Annotated in this window: 15 protein-coding genes; 4 read left to right on the top strand and 11 right to left on the bottom strand. The window is 70.5% G+C overall.

Going from position 1 to position 15,193, the window contains the following annotated elements:
- Nucleotides 1-19 precede the first annotated feature (19 nt).
- Both G537_RS40335 and G537_RS44365 read right to left on the bottom strand, forming a co-directional pair.
- On the bottom strand, nt 20-214 hold the full coding sequence (locus G537_RS40335; protein ID WP_034853286.1) for a hypothetical protein: 195 nt from the start codon (nt 212-214) through the stop codon (nt 20-22).
- A gap of 407 nt (nt 215-621) precedes the next feature.
- Nucleotides 622-1,056, bottom strand: a complete 435-nt coding sequence (locus G537_RS44365; RefSeq protein WP_162146159.1) for a hypothetical protein — start codon at nt 1,054-1,056, stop codon at nt 622-624.
- Between G537_RS44365 and G537_RS44360 the strand changes: the two genes are divergently transcribed.
- Together G537_RS44360 and G537_RS44355 are read left to right on the top strand one after the other, a co-directional pair.
- Nucleotides 1,034-2,191 (top strand): DEAD/DEAH box helicase family protein, encoded by a 1,158-nt coding sequence (locus G537_RS44360; RefSeq protein ID WP_051249231.1) that lies wholly within the window; start codon nt 1,034-1,036, stop codon nt 2,189-2,191. The genes G537_RS44365 and G537_RS44360 overlap by 23 nt on opposite strands.
- Complete coding sequence (locus G537_RS44355; protein WP_342665237.1) at nt 2,125-3,246, top strand: nucleotidyltransferase family protein; 1,122 nt, start codon at nt 2,125-2,127, stop codon at nt 3,244-3,246. The genes G537_RS44360 and G537_RS44355 overlap by 67 nt, the downstream gene beginning before the upstream one ends.
- 3 nt (nt 3,247-3,249) lie before the next feature.
- Here the strand turns inward: G537_RS44355 and G537_RS0128045 are convergent, their stop codons facing one another.
- The 9 genes from G537_RS0128045 to G537_RS42460 form a co-directional block, all read right to left on the bottom strand.
- Complete coding sequence (locus G537_RS0128045; protein ID WP_026872913.1) at nt 3,250-4,206, bottom strand: ABC transporter ATP-binding protein; 957 nt, start codon at nt 4,204-4,206, stop codon at nt 3,250-3,252.
- The gene (locus tag G537_RS0128040) at nt 4,203-5,186 is read right to left on the bottom strand and encodes an ABC transporter ATP-binding protein (RefSeq protein ID WP_026872912.1); all 984 of its coding nucleotides are present in this window, start codon (nt 5,184-5,186) and stop codon (nt 4,203-4,205) included. The genes G537_RS0128045 and G537_RS0128040 overlap by 4 nt, the downstream gene beginning before the upstream one ends.
- Nucleotides 5,176-6,729 carry a gamma-glutamyltransferase gene (locus tag G537_RS0128035; protein WP_026872911.1) on the bottom strand — a complete coding sequence of 518 codons (1,554 nt, stop codon included), beginning with the start codon at nt 6,727-6,729 and terminating at the stop codon, nt 5,176-5,178. The genes G537_RS0128040 and G537_RS0128035 overlap by 11 nt, the downstream gene beginning before the upstream one ends.
- Nucleotides 6,726-7,616, bottom strand: a complete 891-nt coding sequence (locus G537_RS0128030) for a polysaccharide deacetylase family protein (RefSeq protein ID WP_026872910.1) — start codon at nt 7,614-7,616, stop codon at nt 6,726-6,728. The genes G537_RS0128035 and G537_RS0128030 overlap by 4 nt, the downstream gene beginning before the upstream one ends.
- Nucleotides 7,617-7,919: 303 nt before the next feature.
- A complete protein-coding gene (locus G537_RS0128025) occupies nt 7,920-8,705 on the bottom strand; it encodes an SDR family NAD(P)-dependent oxidoreductase (RefSeq protein ID WP_026872909.1) in 786 nt (261 codons plus the stop codon).
- Between the two features lie 7 nt (nt 8,706-8,712).
- The gene (locus G537_RS0128020; RefSeq protein ID WP_026872908.1) at nt 8,713-9,573 is read right to left on the bottom strand and encodes an ABC transporter permease; all 861 of its coding nucleotides are present in this window, start codon (nt 9,571-9,573) and stop codon (nt 8,713-8,715) included.
- Nucleotides 9,570-10,499 carry an ABC transporter permease gene (locus G537_RS0128015; protein ID WP_026872907.1) on the bottom strand — a complete coding sequence of 310 codons (930 nt, stop codon included), beginning with the start codon at nt 10,497-10,499 and terminating at the stop codon, nt 9,570-9,572. The genes G537_RS0128020 and G537_RS0128015 overlap by 4 nt, the downstream gene beginning before the upstream one ends.
- Nucleotides 10,500-10,514: 15 nt before the next feature.
- On the bottom strand, nt 10,515-12,026 hold the full coding sequence (locus tag G537_RS0128010; RefSeq protein WP_026872906.1) for an ABC transporter substrate-binding protein: 1,512 nt from the start codon (nt 12,024-12,026) through the stop codon (nt 10,515-10,517).
- Nucleotides 12,023-12,814, bottom strand: a complete 792-nt coding sequence (locus G537_RS42460) for a GntR family transcriptional regulator (RefSeq protein ID WP_051249229.1) — start codon at nt 12,812-12,814, stop codon at nt 12,023-12,025. Before G537_RS42460 ends, G537_RS0128010 begins: the two co-directional genes overlap by 4 nt.
- Before the next feature lie 324 nt (nt 12,815-13,138).
- Between G537_RS42460 and G537_RS40315 the strand changes: the two genes are divergently transcribed.
- Nucleotides 13,139-14,155 (top strand): LacI family DNA-binding transcriptional regulator, encoded by a 1,017-nt coding sequence (locus G537_RS40315; RefSeq protein ID WP_034853283.1) that lies wholly within the window; start codon nt 13,139-13,141, stop codon nt 14,153-14,155.
- Between the two features lie 61 nt (nt 14,156-14,216).
- Complete coding sequence (locus tag G537_RS0127995) at nt 14,217-15,161, top strand: ABC transporter substrate-binding protein (RefSeq protein WP_026872905.1); 945 nt, start codon at nt 14,217-14,219, stop codon at nt 15,159-15,161.
- The last annotated feature ends 32 nt before the right edge of the window (nt 15,162-15,193 follow it).

Here is a 15,193-nt window from a genome sequence, read left to right as displayed (position 1 = left end):
ATGCCGACGATGCCGCACATCAGCCCCTCTTCTCCTGCTCGCGCCGAGCCTTCACCGCGATGGATCGGCCGCGGCGGTGATATTCCCCCGCCGGTCCGCCGGCGTGCATCCCTTCGATCGGATGTCGCCCGTTCGCGCCGGCGGTGAGAAGGCAGCCGGCCAGAAGACCGATCGACGGACCGAGGATGGCCCAAATGATGAGGATGGTCGTCATGATGACGACCCGGGAAGAACGAATAAATTCATCTTCATGTGTCGATCCGACCGGAAAGGTCACAGTATTGACGAGAGGTAGGTGGATATCTTGGTTCCAGAAATCGCTTGCATATGATACGTGTAGATGCTTCGTGCGCTGAAGCTGGTCTTTCGCAGTAGCGGACGGATGATCTCGACAATTCCTTTCCGATGAAAGCCGGCTCGGCCCGGCCGCAACGCCGGTGTCGCGAAGACGTCGTTTCCCGAGGGGCGCCAGCCGGTGAGAGCGACACGCCGCTACGCCTTTCGGTGGTGCGCCTATTCCACCAAAAAACATGGATTTGGGCGGTCGTTGCCGCTGAACGTGCCAATTGTTCAGCAACTGCTCTCATGCATAGTCTTTGTCACAAAATAGTGATGCGGCGCTTACCGCCGGATCGTGGCCTTTATCTTCAAAACCCAAATAGCGGCGAGCACGACGACCATGGACAGACATCCTGCGGAACCCGGACCGGTCGACGCGGCGACGGATCGACGGGCCTTCCTTGCCAAATGCGGCCGCTTTGCCGTCATCACGCCGCCGGCAGTCACGATGCTGCTGTCGACCAGCTTGTCGTCGGAGGCGATCGCGAAGTCCGGTGGCAAGCCGGGGCGACCCGGAAGGCCCGGCAGACCGGGGAGGCCCGGCAAGCCCGGCAAGCCCGGATGAGCTTGGCGCTGAATTTCTTTGGCGCAGTGGTATCCGGCCGGACCGGGGTGAGGCTCCGCCGGGGTGAGGCGGTGGCCAGTCTGCTTCAGGACGTTCCGATTGGCTCGATCAGCTGAGAACGTCGCCGGGATGTCCGTCGCAGGCGATGCCATCCCGGCGGATCTCACCACCGCGGAAGGAACCGGCTTTGCCGTCGTGGACGGGCGCAAGCTCGTGTTCAGCGAAGCGCGACAGGAGATCTACGAGCTGAACGACATGGCGGCCTACATATGGTGCCGTCTGGGAGAGGGGCATCGACCGGCGGCTGTCATGGACGGGTTGGTGGATCTCGGGGTGCCGTGCGGGGCTGCCGGCGGCTACGTGCGCGAGGTCCTGTCCGAATGGCGCCGGCTCGGCCTCGTCGTCCCGGCCGACGGCGTTCCCGCCGGGCCGGTCGCGTCCCGATCGAGTGGCCATCGGCAGCTCCTCCGCATCGCCGGATTGGCGATCGAGATCCGCCACGCGACCGATGCGCTGGCCCGGCTCGCCGCCCCGGCCTTTGCCCATCTGCAAGCCGGCGGGCCGGACGCGAACGGTCGCCCGGTCGTGGATCTGTCGCTCTCGACCGAGCCCGTGGGAGACCGGTTTCGGCTGCGGGCCGGCGGGCGGGAGATCGGAACCTGCGACCTGGACGAGATCCTGCCGGCCCTGAAGGCGCAGCTGACGGAGGACGTCCTCGCCCATGCCGACTATTCGATCGCGATCCATGCGGCGTCGCTGGCGTGCCGCGGGCGCATGCTGCTCCTGTGCGGCGAACCGGGCGCGGGGAAGACGACGCTGACGGTGGCTCTGGCGCATCGCGGCTTCGGCTATGCCGGCGACGATATCGCCCTCCTGATGCCGACCGGCCGGGTGATGGGCGTGCCGTTTGCGGCGTCGGTCAAATCCGGCGCCTGGCCTCTGGTGGCCGGACTCCGGCCGGACCTGGACGATCTGCGGATCTTTCGCCGGTCCGACGACCAGCATGTCCGCTATCTGCCGCCCGCGGCTCCGCCGGCCGCCGAGCCGCTGCGCCTGGGATGGGTGGTGCTGCTTCGCCGACAGCCCCATGGGCCGGCCATGCTGACGCCCCTGGACCGGATCGAGGCGATGCGGGCCATTCTGGCCGAGGCGACGGCGCCCGGACGGCGGCTGTCCGCACCCGCATTCGCCCTGCTGGCCGGGGCGATGGCCGGCGCGGAATGCTGTGTCCTGAGCTATGCGGATCTCGACGACGCGGTCCGCGAATTGCGGCAGACATGTCTATGAGCAGGACGCCTTCGGAAGCGCTGATCCTGGCTCTGCGCGGAACGCCTCCGGCCGATGCGGACTGGCTTCCGGTGATCGAGGTCGCCAGCCGGTGCTGGATGACGCCGGCGCTGTTCGTCGCCCTCGACGGCTGCGGCGGGCTTTCGGCATTGCCTGCGGATGCGTGCGACTATCTGGCCTTCATTCACGACCGCAACCGGCAGCGCAATCTCCTGCTGCGGGATCAGCTGGTCGAGGCGGTCGCCGCCCTGAACCGGTCGGGCATTCAGCCGATCCTGCTGAAGGGGGCGGGGACCATCTTCTCCGCCCCCGAGCGGACCCTCGGCGCCCGGATGATGAGCGATCTGGATCTGCTGGTTCAGGACGCGGAGATATCCGTCGCGAACGCCGTCCTTGCCGGGCTGGGCTACCGCGCGGCGGAGGACGGGGAGCACGGCGTCTGGCGACCACAGGATGCGGGGGCGCTCGAACTGCACAGCCCCGGGACCGTCAGCGGCCTGGACGGTGCGGCGATCGCCGACGCCGCGCAGTTCTCGACCGTCATGCGGGACGCCGCGCAGGCCCGGCTGCCGTCGCCGACCCTCCGGGCGCTGAACCTGATCGTGCACGACCTGATCAAGGACGGAGACTATTGGCGCGGCACCATCGATCTGCGCCATCTCCATGATCTTGCGGAGCTTTCGCAGACGCCGCAGGGCATCGACTGGCTCTGTCTTTCCCGGCTCCTGGCGGGCCGGCTGCAGCGGAACGCATTCCAGACCCAGCTGCTGACCCTGCGCGAGCTGTTCGAGGTGCCGGTCCCCGACGCGCTGTGCCGGAATCTGGTGCCGAGGGCCCAGCATTGGCGAAGGATGGCTCAGCTTCGTCACCCCCGTCTGGCCATGCCCTTGCGGTTCGCAGGGGCCGCGGCCTGGCTCGGCCGACGCATCCGGACGAAGAGAGGCCCGCGCTTCACGGCCGCGGATTTTGCGCCGCGCGTGTTCCGGAAGCTCATGCAGGGCCGCCGCGAGGTCGCAGCGGCTCTGATGGGCATCCATCTCGGCCCCAAACTATAGTCGCTATCCTGCCCGCACGAGGCAGGCGGCCTCCGTCCCGCCCGCGGCCGGGCGCAGCGCCGGGCGGACGGCGCAGTCCTCGACCCGGATCGGGCAGCGGCTGACGAAGGGGCAGCCGGCGGGCGCGGCCAGCGGGCTCGGCAGGTCGCCGGACAGGATGATCTTGCGCCGCTGCCGCTGCGCCCGCGGGTCCGGCAGCGGGATCGCCGAGAGGAGGGCCTCGGTGTAGGGATGGCAGGGAGAGGCGAAGACCGCGTCGGTGTCGCCCTGCTCGACGATCGTGCCGAGATACATCACCGCCACCCGGTCGGCGATGTGGCGGACCACCGACAGGTCGTGGCTGATGAAGAGATAGGCGAGGCCGAGCTGGTCCTGCAGCCGCACCAGGAGGTTCAGGATCTGCGAGCGGATCGAGACGTCGAGCGCCGAGACCGGCTCGTCGCAGACCAGCAGCTTCGGCGACAGCGCCAGGGCGCGGGCGATCACCACCCGCTGGCGCTGCCCGCCCGACAGCTCGTTCGGATAGCGCTGGGCATAGGATCCCGGCAGGCCGACCAGGTCCAGCAGCTCCGCCACCCGGCGGCGGCGCTCGGCGCCGGGCGTGCCGCGGATCGCCAGCGGCTCGGCGATGCTGGCGCCGATCCGCATCTTCGGGTCCAGCGCCGCGCTCGGGTCCTGGAACACGATCTGCATGGCGCCGGCCAGGGCGCGGCGCTCGGCCGGGGCGGCATGGGTGACGTCGCGGCCCTCGAAGGCCACGGTGCCGCGCGTCGCCCGCTCCAGCCCCAGGATGGCGTAGCCGGTGGTCGACTTGCCGCAGCCGCTTTCGCCGACCAGCGCCAGGGTGCGGCCGGCTTCGAGCTCCAGCGAGACGCCGTCCACCGCCTTGACCACGGCGCCCCTGGCCGCGCCGCGGACCGGGAAATGCACCGCCAGGTCGCGGACCGAAAGCAGGCTCATGCCAGCGCCCCCACACGGTCGCCGTGCCAGCACGCGGCCAGATGGCCGATGTCGCCGTTGGCCGGCTCCGGCGGCGGCGCCTCGGCGCAGCGGTCATCGGCCAGCGGGCAGCGGGTGCGGAAGCGGCAGCCCTGCGGCCAATGCGCCGCGTCCGGCACCGCGCCGGCGATGGTCTTCAGCTCCTGCCGCCGCGGGCCGTCCAGCCGCGGCACGGTCGCCAGCAGCAGCCTCGTGTAGGGATGGGCCGGGGCATCGAAGATCGCGTCGACCGGCCCGCTCTCCACCACCGTGCCGCCATACATCACCGCCACCCGGTCGGCCATGTCGGCCACCACGCCCATGTCGTGGGTGATCAGCAGGATGGCGCTGCCGGCCTCGGCCCGCAGGATCTTCAAGAGGTCCAGGATCTGCGCCTGGATGGTGACGTCCAGCGCCGTGGTCGGCTCGTCGGCGATCAGGATCTCCGGCCGGCAGATCAGGGCCGAGGCGATCATCACCCGCTGGCACATGCCGCCCGACAGCTCGAAGGGGAACTGCCTGGCCCGGCGCTCCGGATCGGCGATGCCGACCCGCGCCAGCATGGCGACAGCCTCGGCCCGGGCCGCGGCGGCCGAGGCGCCGCGATGCAGCCGCAGGCTCTCCGCCACCTGGTCGCCGACGCGGACCAGCGGGTTCAGCGACGCCACCGGCTCCTGGAAGATCACCGACGCCCGGTTGCCGCGCAGGGCGCGCAGCGCCGCCTCGTTCAGCCCCAGCAGGTCGATCCCGTCCATGGCGATGGCGCCGCCGGCGATCCGCGCGGCGGCGGGCAGCAGGCGCAGCACCGACAGCGCCGTCAGGCTCTTGCCGCAGCCGCTTTCGCCCACCAGGGCCAGCACCTCGCCGCGGCGGATCGACAGCGAGACCCCGTCGACCACCGACCGGCCGCCGATGGCGACCCGTAGCCCGTCGATGGCGAGGAGAGGCGCGTCAGCCGGCATCGGCCGGCCCTCCGACCGCGACGCCGGACCAGGGGCTGGTCGGATGCGCCATGCCGATGCTGTCGCCCGTCCCGAGATCGCGCATCGCGGCCGAGGGGATGGCGAAGTTCACCGGATACAGCGTGTCCTCGACGATCTCGACCGGGAAGTCGCGGGCGACCGCGGCGGCCACATCGGGGGCGGCCGCCGCGTTCACCTTGATGGTCGGCGTGCTGGCATCGACCCGCGGCGTGTGGAAGGCCTCCTCCAGCGACATGCCGTAATCGACCAGGTAGGAGATCAGCTGCAGCAGCGCCGGGAAGATCGACCGGCCGCCGGCGGCGCCGATCGCCAGCTCCGGCCGGCCGTCGCGGCCCAGGATCAGCGGGCACATGTTCGCCAGCGGCTGGGCGCCCGGCGCCATGGAGTTCGGCTGGCCCGGCCGCGGATCGAACCACATCATGCCGTTGTTCATCAGGATGCCGGCCCGCGGCAGCACCACCTTGGAGCCGAAGCGGGACAGCAGGGTGTTGGTCACCGACACGAAGTTGCCCTGCGCGTCGACCACGGAGACATGGCTGGTGCAGCCGGGGTCGCGGGAAAGGCCGGCATGGCCCATCCCGGTCAGGCGGCGACGATAGGCCTCGCGCGCCGCCCGGGCGTAGGCCAGGGCCGCACGCGCATCCGGCCGGTCGCCCCAGCCGGTCCGCGCCGACAGAAGATCCAGCGCCTCCAAGAGGCTTGGGCCGCCGCTCAACCCCGGCATGGCCCAGACGTCCCGGCCGCGATAGGCACCGCGCAGCGGCTCGGCCCAGCGCGGCCGATAGGCGGCGAGGTCGGCGGCGGTGATGCGGGACCCGGCCTCGGCCAGGTCGGCCGCCAGGTCCCGCGCGGTCTCGCCCTCGTAGAAGTCGCGCGCCCCGGCCTTCGCCAGCCGCCGCAGCATCCGGGCCTTGGCCGGCATCGGGCGGTGCTTTCCGTCCGCCGCCTTCGGGGCCTCGCCATCCTCGAGCAGCAGCGCGGCCGTCGGCGCGAAGCGGGCCAGGGCCGCGGCTTCGATCGACAGGCAGTAGGCGGCGTACCAGTCGATCTCCAGCCCGCGCTCGGCATGCTCGATGGCGGGCGCCAGCGCCTCGGCCCAGCCGATCGTGCCGAAGCGCTCCAGCGCCGCGGCCAGGCCGGCGACGGCGCCGGGGATGCAGATCGAGCTGCCGCCGATCAGGTTGCGGTCCTCGACCACCGACGGCCATTGGAACCAGTTGCCGGTGTCGGCCTTCGCCAGGGGATAGTCGGCCGGGTCCAGCGCCGCCGGCGCCCGGACGTTGAAGTCCAGCGCCGAGACCGCGCCGCTCGATCCATCGGCATGCAGCAGGAAGCCGCCGCCGCCGATGCCGGACAGCCAGGGCTCGACCACGCTCAGCACCAGCGCCGCCACCACCGCCGCGTCCATGGCGTTGCCGCCGCGGGCCAGCACCGCCGCGCCGGCCTCGGCGGCAGTGCGGTGCTGGGCCGCGACCAGGCCGTGGCGGCTGCGGATCTCGGCCTTGCGCGCGCTCGCATTCATGCCTGGCGCCCGAAGCGGCGCGGCTCCACCGGGCCCGGGATGTCGGAGTCCGCCACGAACCGCCCGGCATTGGCCGAGCCGGCGTGATACGCCGCGACCTCGCCGACCGTGGCGATCCAGACATCCGGCGCCGCGGTGATCCGCTCCAGCAGGCGATCCAGCAGCCGCAGCCGCTGGGCCCGGCCGGAGATCCAGTCATGCACGGTCAGCATGAACAGGCCGTTGAGGCGGCGCAGGCCTTCCCACTCGTCCAGCCAGCCCTCCAGGATCGGTCCCGGCGCCTCGGGCGGCCACTGGTCGGTGCCGCCGCCGGAGAATTTGAAGAACACCGCGTCGTCGATCGCCCATTGCACCGGCACCTCGACCACGCCGTCGATCTCGTAGGGGTGGTCGGCGCCCATCAGCGAGCTGTCCCAGAAGCCGTGCCGGCGGATCTCCGCCAGCATGTGCGGGGTCATCTCCCAGGCCGGGGAGCGGAAGCCCTTCGGCACCGCGCCGGTCTGGCGGCGGAACACCTCGATCGAGGCCTCGAGGGCGCCGGTGAACTCGGCGTCGCTGCTCTGCGCCACGATCTCGTGGAAATAGCCGTGCAGGCCGATCTCGTGCCCGCGCTCCAGGAAGGCCGGCAGCAGCTCGGGGTTGGCCTCGGCCACCGCGCCGGGCACGAAGAAGCTGCCCTTGACGCCGAAGCGGTCGAGCAGGTCGAGCAGCCGCCAGATCCCCATCCGCGGCCCGAAGCGGCGCTGCTCCAGCTGGCCCAGCGAGCGCGTCGCCTCCGGCGCCCGCTGCTGCCAGAGATAGGGGGAATCCGCGTCGACATCGACGGTGAAGCAGAAGGCGCTGTCGCGGCCTTGCGGCCATTGGTAGCGCGGCCAGGGCTGGACCATCGGTTCCTCCTACGACTTGGCCTCACGGCTGGCCGATACGACCAGGGCTGTGAGGTGAGAGAGCGGGTGACAGGTGTCTGATACGGCCGGCCTTCGTTGTCTCTCCCGCAAGCGAGACTTTTCGGAGCTCAGCCGTTCGACTCGACCTATGCTTTTCATCCTCCCCGTTCCCTTGCGGGGGCTACGGCATTCACACATCGATCGGCGACACCGACGGCAGGCATAGGAACAGATTGCCTCTCCCGCAAACGGGAGAGGCAATCTGCTCTCGCGTCCAAGGCCTGTCCTGCCGATCGGCCGGCATTACAGCGGCGACTTCTTGGCCTGGTAGACGGCCATCGATCCGATCGAGTTGCCGCCGTCGACCGTCATGGTCGACCCGGTCATGTAGGCGGCGGCGTCGCTGGCCAGGAACAGCACGGCGTTGCCGACATCGGCGGCGGAGGACGGCCGGCCCAGCGGGATCGACCCGCTGGTCGCCGCGACATGCTCCTCGGTCAAGAGGCTGACCTTGCTGCCGGCGATGAAACCGGGCTCGACCGCGTTGACCCGGATGCCGAACTCCGCCAGCTCCAGCGCGAAGCCCTTGGTCAGCCGGTCCAGCGCGGCCTTCGACACGCAATAGGGAACCACGGTCCGCCGCATCTTGCGCGAGGCGCCGGAGGAGATGTTGATCACGCTGCCCTGCACCTTGGCGGCGATCATCTGCTTCGCCAGGGCGCGGGTCAGCAGGAAGGGCGCGCGCAGGTTGACGTCGAAGATCCGGTCCCATTCGTCGACGTCGATGTCGAGCAGGAAGCCGCTGGGATAGACCCCGGCGTTGTTGACCAGGATGTCCGCCGTGCCCCAGCGCTGGGCGATCTCGGCGGCCAGCCCGTCGATCTCGCCCTCGTCGCGCAGATCGGCGGCGTGGGTGAAGCGGTCGCCCGTGAGGTTCATCGCCAGGCGGTCGAGATCCGCCTGCGACGTGTCGGTCAGGCACAGCCTGGCGCCGGCCTGGGCGAAGGCGGCGGCGATCCAGCTGCCGACCACGCCGCAGGCGCCGGTCACCACCACGCGCTTGCCTTGCAGATCCTTCGGGATGTTCATGGCCACCTCATCGGCTGTGGGGGTCGAGCCGGTCGCGAAGCGCGTCGCCGATCAGGTTGGCGGCGAGGACCAGCAGGAACAGGCAGAGTCCGGGGAAGGTCGCGATCCACCAGGCGGTGGCGACGTAGTTGCGGCCGGTCGACAGCATTGCGCCCCAGCTGGCGGTCGGCGGCTGCACGCCGAGGCCGAGGAAGGACAGGCCGGCCTCGAACAGCACCATCAGCCCGAACTCCAGCGTCGCGACCACGGTCACGGCGCCCAGGATGTTCGGCAGGATGTGGCGGAACAGAACGCGCAGCGGCCCCGCGCCCATGAAGGCCGATAGCCGGACATAGGGGCGGCCGGCGATCGCCAGGGTCTGGGCATAGGCGACGCGGGCGTAGCGCGGCCAGCGCGTCAGGGCCAGCACCAGGATGACGTTCAGGAGGCCCGGCCCGACCACGGCGACGGTGATGATGGCCAGGAGGATCGCCGGCACCGACAGGAACACGTCGACGACGCGCATCACCACGATCTCGACCGGCCCGCGCAGATAGCCGGCGAGCATGCCGAGCACAGTGCCGACCACGCCGGAGATCAGCACCGACAGCACCGCGACCACGAGCGAGACCCGGGCGCCCCAGACCAGCCGGCTCAGCAGGTCGCGGCCGAGCTCGTCGCTGCCCAGGAGGTAATGCACGTTGCGGGCGACGGTGCCGGGCGGCTTCAGCCGGCCCAGCAGGTTCTGCGCGTTCGGGTCGTAGGGCGCGACCAGCGGCGCCAGCACCGCGGCCAGGGCGAACAGCGCCAGCAGGATGATGAAGGGCGCAGCGCGCCGCAGCGGGCGTCTTGCGGCGGGGGCCGGAGATGTGTCGACGGCGGCGCTCATCGCGACGTGCCCCCCAGCCGGATGCGCGGGTCGACGGCGCTGTACAGCAGGTCGGTCAGCAGGTTCAGCGCGACGGTGACGAAGGATCCCAGCAGCACCACCCCCTGCACGATCGGGAAGTCGCGGGCCAGGATCGACTGCACCGTCAACTGCCCCAGCCCCGGCCAGGCGAAGACGGTCTCGACGATCACCGCGCCGGCCAGCAGGTTCGAGATCTCGAGGCCGGCGACGGTGATCACCGGGATCGAGGCGTTGCGGGCGAGGTGGCGCAGCAGCAGGCGCCCGGTTCCGGCGCCGCGGGCGCGGGCGGTGCGGACATAGTCTTTCGACAGCTCCTCCAGAAGGGCGGTCCGCGTCACCCGGGCGAAGGTGGCCATGCTGAGCAGGCCCAGCGCCACCGACGGCATCACCAGATGGTCGATCCCGCCGGTGGAGGAGGGCGGCAGCCAGCCCAGCGTCACGGCGAAGACCAGGATCATCAGGATGCCGCTCCAGAAGGTCGGCATGCTTTGCGCCGCCAGCACCAGCCCGGCCAGCAGGCGGGCGGCCGAGCGGTCGCGCCAGAACGCCAGCGCCACCCCGATCGGGATGCCAAGGCCGCAGGCGACCAGCAGCGCCCCCGCGGCCAGCGCCAGGGTGTAGGGCAGGCGCGAGGCGATGATGTCCAGGACCGGAACGTGCTGCACCACCGACCGGCCGAGGTCGAAGCGCGCGATCTCTCCCAGGAAGGACAGGTACTGCACGCCGAGCGGCCGGTCGAAGCCCAGCGCGTGGCGCAGCGCCTCGATGTCGGCCTGGGTCGCCGTGTCCGGCACCAGCAGATAGGTCGGGTCGCCGGTCAGGCGCTGCAGGAAGAAGATCAGCGTCGCCACGCCGAAGATCGTCAGCAGCGCCTGGCCCAGGCGGCGGAGCAGGAAGGCGGTCATGCCTCCCGGTCCTCCTTATTCCGACCAGGACATGCGGTTCAGGAACAGGCTTTCGTTCGGGGTCGGCTGCCAGTTCAGCTGCTTCGCCGCGCCGTAGATGATGGCGGCCTGGTACAGCGGCACCACCGGCCCGTCGCCGGCGACGATCCGGTTGACCTTGGCATAGCGGTCGAGGCGGGTCGCCTCGTCCAGGGTCGAGCGCGCCTCGACCAGCAGCTGGTCGATCTCGGCGTTGCGGTAGTTCGACCAGCCGCTGCTGCTGTGCAGCAGGGGGAACAGCACGCCGTCGGCGTCCTGGCAGGCGCAGGACCAGCGCCCGAAGCCGAGATTCGGCCCCTCCTGCGGGTTGCTCTGCGACCGCTTCAGATAGGTGGCCATGTCGCTCATCGAGATCTTCACGTTGAGCCCGACATCCGCCAGCAGCTGCTGCAGCGCCTGGACGATGCGCTGGTCGAAGACCGGCGCCGTCGCCAGCTCGGCCTCCGTCTTCGCCGCGGGGCCGGCTTCCTCGATCAGCGCCTTGGCCTTCTCGGGATCGTAGGGGACGCCCTCGATCCCCTCGGTCCAGCCGAAATGGACCGGGGTCAGCAGCTCCGCCACCGGCTTGTCGTAGCCGCCCAGGATGCCCTCGGTCAGCCCCTGCTTGTCGATGGCATAGGCCACGGCCTGGCGCACCTTCGGGTCGTCGAAGGGCGGCTTCAGCGGGTTCAGCCGCAGATAGGCGACGCGCTCGGTCAGCACCACCAGCGGCTTGGCCTTGTCCGAACCCTCGAGCTGGGCCGCCAGGTCGCTGTCGAGGGTGACCACCAGGTCGGCGGTGCCGGACTGCAGGTCGGCCACCCGCGTGGCGGCATCCGGCACGGCGCGGAACACCGCCGTCTGGAACGGGCCCTTCGGCCCCCAATAGGCGTCGTTGCGGGTCAGCGTCACGGCCACGCCGCGCTGCCAGCTGTCGAACTTGTACGGCCCGCTGCCGACCGGGTGCAGGTTGAAGGCCTCGTTGCCCACCGCCTCGACCACGTGCTTCGGCACGATCGACAGCTTCACCAGCTGGGCCAGCAGGGCGGGGTAGGGGCCGTCGGTCTTCAGGCGGACCGTGGTCGGGCCGGTCGCCTCGGCGGCAGTGATCTTGTTGAACTGGCCCAGCTGCGGGCTGGCGAGCTTCGGGTCGGTGATGCGGCGGATGCTGTAGGCGACATCCTCGGCGGTCAGCTTCTGCCCGTCATGGAAGGTGATGTCGTCGCGGATCTGGAACTCGATCTCGGTGTCCGAGATGTACTTCCACGCGGTCGCGACCTGGGGGACGATCTCGCCTTTGTCGTCGCGGGTGACCAGGTTGTCGAAGACGTTGCGGTAGACGTAGTAGCTGTCCGGGTTCCATTGCATCTGCGGATCCAGCGAGGACGGCTCGTTCACCAGGTCGACGACGAAGCGGTCCTTGGCCATGGCCGGCGCCGCCGCCAGCATCGCCGTTCCGAGCGCCAGACCCAAGGCCGCGCCGAGCCACCTGTTCCCGATCCGCGTCATGCCCTGTCTCCCTGTTGTTGCGGCCGGTGCGAAGACGCCCGCGGCGCCGTCGCCTCCGGTCCGGTGTGTCGCCGGCGCCTGCCGCTGTCCGCCCCGGCCAGCTCGAGCGAGGCGGGCAGGGACAGCAGGGCGTCGGTCGCGAAATCCTGGAAGGCCGCGATCGCGGCCGCGATCTCCCGCCGCGCCGCCTCCGTGTCGCCGCCGGCCAGCGCCGCGACCAGATTCTCCCGCCCGATCGGCCGATGGTGCCGCCCGGTGAGGTCGAAGAAGGCCGCGATCCGGTCGGCGTGGTTCCAGGCCTCGTCCAGCCAGCGGCCGGCCAGCCCCCCGGCCTGCGCCGCGAGGTGATCCAGGATCTGGCGGTCCGTGCCGCGCAGCGTGACCAGGGACTGGCGATCCGCCCGCTCCCGCAGCGCGGCGCCCATGCGGGTCAGCGCCGTCAGCCGGGAGGCGTCCTCGGGCGACAGCCGGATCTCGGCCAGGCCGGGCTCTATGGCCCGGCGGGCGCGGATCACGTCGCCGATCAGCGCGCCGGTGACCGGGGCCACCCGCCAGCCGCGGCGCGGCTCGACGGCGACCAGCCCCTCGGCCGCGAGGGTGGTGAGGGCGGTGCGCACGGCGGCGCGGCCCAGGCCGAAGCGCGCGGCGAGCTCCGGCTCCGAGCAATCGGTGTTCGGCCGCAGCTCGCACTCGATCAGGGCCCGGCGCAGCCGTTTCAGCGCGAAGGCGGCTTTCGGCTCGGCGCCAGGCGGAAGGGCATGGGCGAAGGGCGAGGCGTGATCGTACATGCCCGCAGCGTGTCATTGTACGTGACATCTCACAAGACGAATCTGAAATTTTACGCATTCGGGGGTGGAATGTCGGCGATCGGAACACGGCCCGGTGACAACAGGTGGCTCCCGGACCAGCGGCCATTGAGATCGACTCTCCGCCCTTTCCCCGTCATGGCGAGGCGCGCAGCGCCGTGGCCATCCAGGGGCCGGTGTCGCGCTGGATGGCCACGCCCCTTCGGGGCTCGCCATGACGGGTCGATATTTCGGGTCACCGCTGCTTCGCTAGAAACCGGTTTACTAAACCGGTTTCTGATACTAGGCTGAGTTTCCGGAGGCACAATGGCGACCATTCGCGATGTCGCGCGGGAGGCGGGCGTTTCACCGGCCACGGTCTCGCGCTACCTGAACGGGAACATCGAGCTGCCGGCGGAGACCGCCGCGCGGATCGATGCCGCCTCCAAGCGCCTGGACTATCGCCCGAACCTGCTGGCCAAGCGTCTCAGCCTCGGCAGCTCCGAGACCATCGGCCTGGTCACGCCCGAAATCGCCAACCCCTTCTTCGCCGCGCTTGCCGCGGCGGCCGAGGACGAGGCGCGCCGCGAGGGCTACTCGATCCTCCTCAGCAGCACCGGCGGGGACCTGGAGATGGAGGCCGCCAGCATCGACCGGCTGGCCGCGCGCCATGTCGACGGCCTGCTGGTCCTCACCAACCGCGTCGATGACGGTCGGCTGCGGGACCTGATCGACGGCCGCACCGACGTGGTCGTGCTCGACGAGGACGTGCCCGGCGCGAACGTCACCCGGATCTTCGTCGAGAACGAGGCCGGCGCCTATGACGCCACCCGCCACCTGATCGAGGCCGGGCACCAGCGCATCGCCCATATCGGCGGCCCGGAGCAGCTCCTGAGCTCTCGCGAGCGCTTCGCCGGCTTCGCCCGGGCGATGGCCGAGGCCGGGCTGGCGGTCGAGGACGGCCTGGTCCGGTTCGGCGCCTATGAGCGCGACCACGGGCGCGGCGCGACCCGCGCGATCCTGGCCAATGGCCGGCCGACCGCCGTCTTCACCGGCAGCGACTACATCGCCGTCGGGGTGCTGCAGGAGCTGGCGGCCCACGGCCTGTCGGTGCCGGGCGACCTGTCGCTGGCCAGCTTCGACGACATGCCCTTCGCGGACCTCCTCAGCCCGCCGATCACGACCGTGCGCCAGCCGATCGAGGCGCTCGGCCGCCTCGGCATCCGGACGCTGCTGGCGCAGATCCGGGGCGGGGAGTCACCGCCGATCCAACGCCTGCCCACCGAACTGGTGATCCGCAGATCCGTCGGGCCGCCGCCGGGCAGGGGCAAGAAGGCAGGCTGATCGCGACGCCTGCCGCCGGGGAAGAAACGCGACAACAACAGCTGACACAGAGGAGAGCTTCATGGTTCGCACACCCCTGATGACGATGGTCGCCGCCGCAACCGTGGCGGGCGCCGCGATGCTGGCCGCCGCCCAGGCGCAGGCCGAGACCATCGCGCTGGTGACGATCAACCAGCAGGCGCTGTTCTTCAACCAGATCAACGAAGGCGCGCAGAAGGCGGCCGACGCCGCTGGCGCGAAGCTGGTGATCTTCAACGCCAACAACGTGCCCAGCGCCCAGAACGACGCGATCGAGAACTACATCACCCAGAAGGTCGATGGCATCGTGCTGGTGGCGATCGACGTCAACGGCGTGAAGCCGGCGATCACCGCGGCCAAGCAGGCCGGCATCCCGGTGGTCGCGGTCGACGCGCAGATCCCGGACGGCGACAACGCCGCCTTCGTCGGCGTCGACAACCTCAAGGCCGGCGAGGAGATCGGCAAGCACGTCGCCGATTACGTGAAGCAGAACATGGGCGGCAGCGCCAAGCTGGGCGTCATCGGCGCGCTGAACTCCTTCATCCAGAACCAGCGGCTGGACGGGTTCAAGAAGGCGCTGTCGGCCTCGGGCGTGAAGGTCGACATCGTCGACACGGTCGACGGCCAGAACGTCCAGGACGTGGCGCTGACGGCGTCGGAGAACCTGATGACCGCCAACCCGGATATGACCGCGCTCTACGCCACCGGCGAACCGGCGCTGATCGGCGCCGTGTCGGCCGTCACCAGCCAGGGCCGCACCGGCGACATCAAGGTGTTCGGCTGGGATCTGACCGCCCAGGCGATCGAAGGCATCGACGCCGGCTGGGTCGCCGCCGTGGTGCAGCAGGACCCGGCCACCGAGGGCAAGGTCGCGGTCGAGACGCTGCTGAAGCTGAAGAAGGGCGAAACCGTGCCGGCGATCATCAACGTGCCGGTGACCATCGTCACCAAGGCCAACGTCGACCAGTTCCGCAGCCTGTTCAAGTAACCCGCCGAGGCTGCCCCTTCGCCCGAAGGGGC

It is taken from the genome of Inquilinus limosus DSM 16000, from assembly GCF_000423185.1.
In the GTDB taxonomy this organism is placed as follows: Bacteria; Pseudomonadota; Alphaproteobacteria; order DSM-16000; family Inquilinaceae; genus Inquilinus; species Inquilinus limosus.
This window is presented reverse-complemented; position numbering and strand designations above follow the sequence as displayed.

Excerpts from the sequence above, each read along its gene's own strand:
- G537_RS0128015 (WP_026872907.1), bottom strand. The coding sequence starts at position 10,499 with ATGACCGCCTTCCTGCTCCGCCGCCTGGGCCAGGCGCTGCTGACGATC.
- G537_RS0127995 (WP_026872905.1), top strand. The coding sequence starts at position 14,217 with ATGGTTCGCACACCCCTGATGACGATGGTCGCCGCCGCAACCGTGGCG.
- G537_RS40315 (WP_034853283.1), top strand. The coding sequence starts at position 13,139 with ATGGCGACCATTCGCGATGTCGCGCGGGAGGCGGGCGTTTCACCGGCC.
- G537_RS42460 (WP_051249229.1), bottom strand. The coding sequence starts at position 12,814 with ATGTACGATCACGCCTCGCCCTTCGCCCATGCCCTTCCGCCTGGCGCC.
- G537_RS0128035 (WP_026872911.1), bottom strand. The coding sequence starts at position 6,729 with ATGAATGCGAGCGCGCGCAAGGCCGAGATCCGCAGCCGCCACGGCCTG.
- G537_RS0128045 (WP_026872913.1), bottom strand. The coding sequence starts at position 4,206 with ATGAGCCTGCTTTCGGTCCGCGACCTGGCGGTGCATTTCCCGGTCCGC.
- G537_RS0128010 (WP_026872906.1), bottom strand. The coding sequence starts at position 12,026 with ATGACGCGGATCGGGAACAGGTGGCTCGGCGCGGCCTTGGGTCTGGCG.
- G537_RS0128020 (WP_026872908.1), bottom strand. The coding sequence starts at position 9,573 with ATGAGCGCCGCCGTCGACACATCTCCGGCCCCCGCCGCAAGACGCCCG.
- G537_RS44355 (WP_342665237.1), top strand. The coding sequence starts at position 2,125 with ATGCTGTGTCCTGAGCTATGCGGATCTCGACGACGCGGTCCGCGAATT.
- G537_RS44360 (WP_051249231.1), top strand. The coding sequence starts at position 1,034 with ATGTCCGTCGCAGGCGATGCCATCCCGGCGGATCTCACCACCGCGGAA.
- G537_RS0128025 (WP_026872909.1), bottom strand. The coding sequence starts at position 8,705 with ATGAACATCCCGAAGGATCTGCAAGGCAAGCGCGTGGTGGTGACCGGC.
- G537_RS44365 (WP_162146159.1), bottom strand. The coding sequence starts at position 1,056 with ATGGCATCGCCTGCGACGGACATCCCGGCGACGTTCTCAGCTGATCGA.
- G537_RS0128030 (WP_026872910.1), bottom strand. The coding sequence starts at position 7,616 with ATGGTCCAGCCCTGGCCGCGCTACCAATGGCCGCAAGGCCGCGACAGC.
- G537_RS0128040 (WP_026872912.1), bottom strand. The coding sequence starts at position 5,186 with ATGCCGGCTGACGCGCCTCTCCTCGCCATCGACGGGCTACGGGTCGCC.
- G537_RS40335 (WP_034853286.1), bottom strand. The coding sequence starts at position 214 with ATGACGACCATCCTCATCATTTGGGCCATCCTCGGTCCGTCGATCGGT.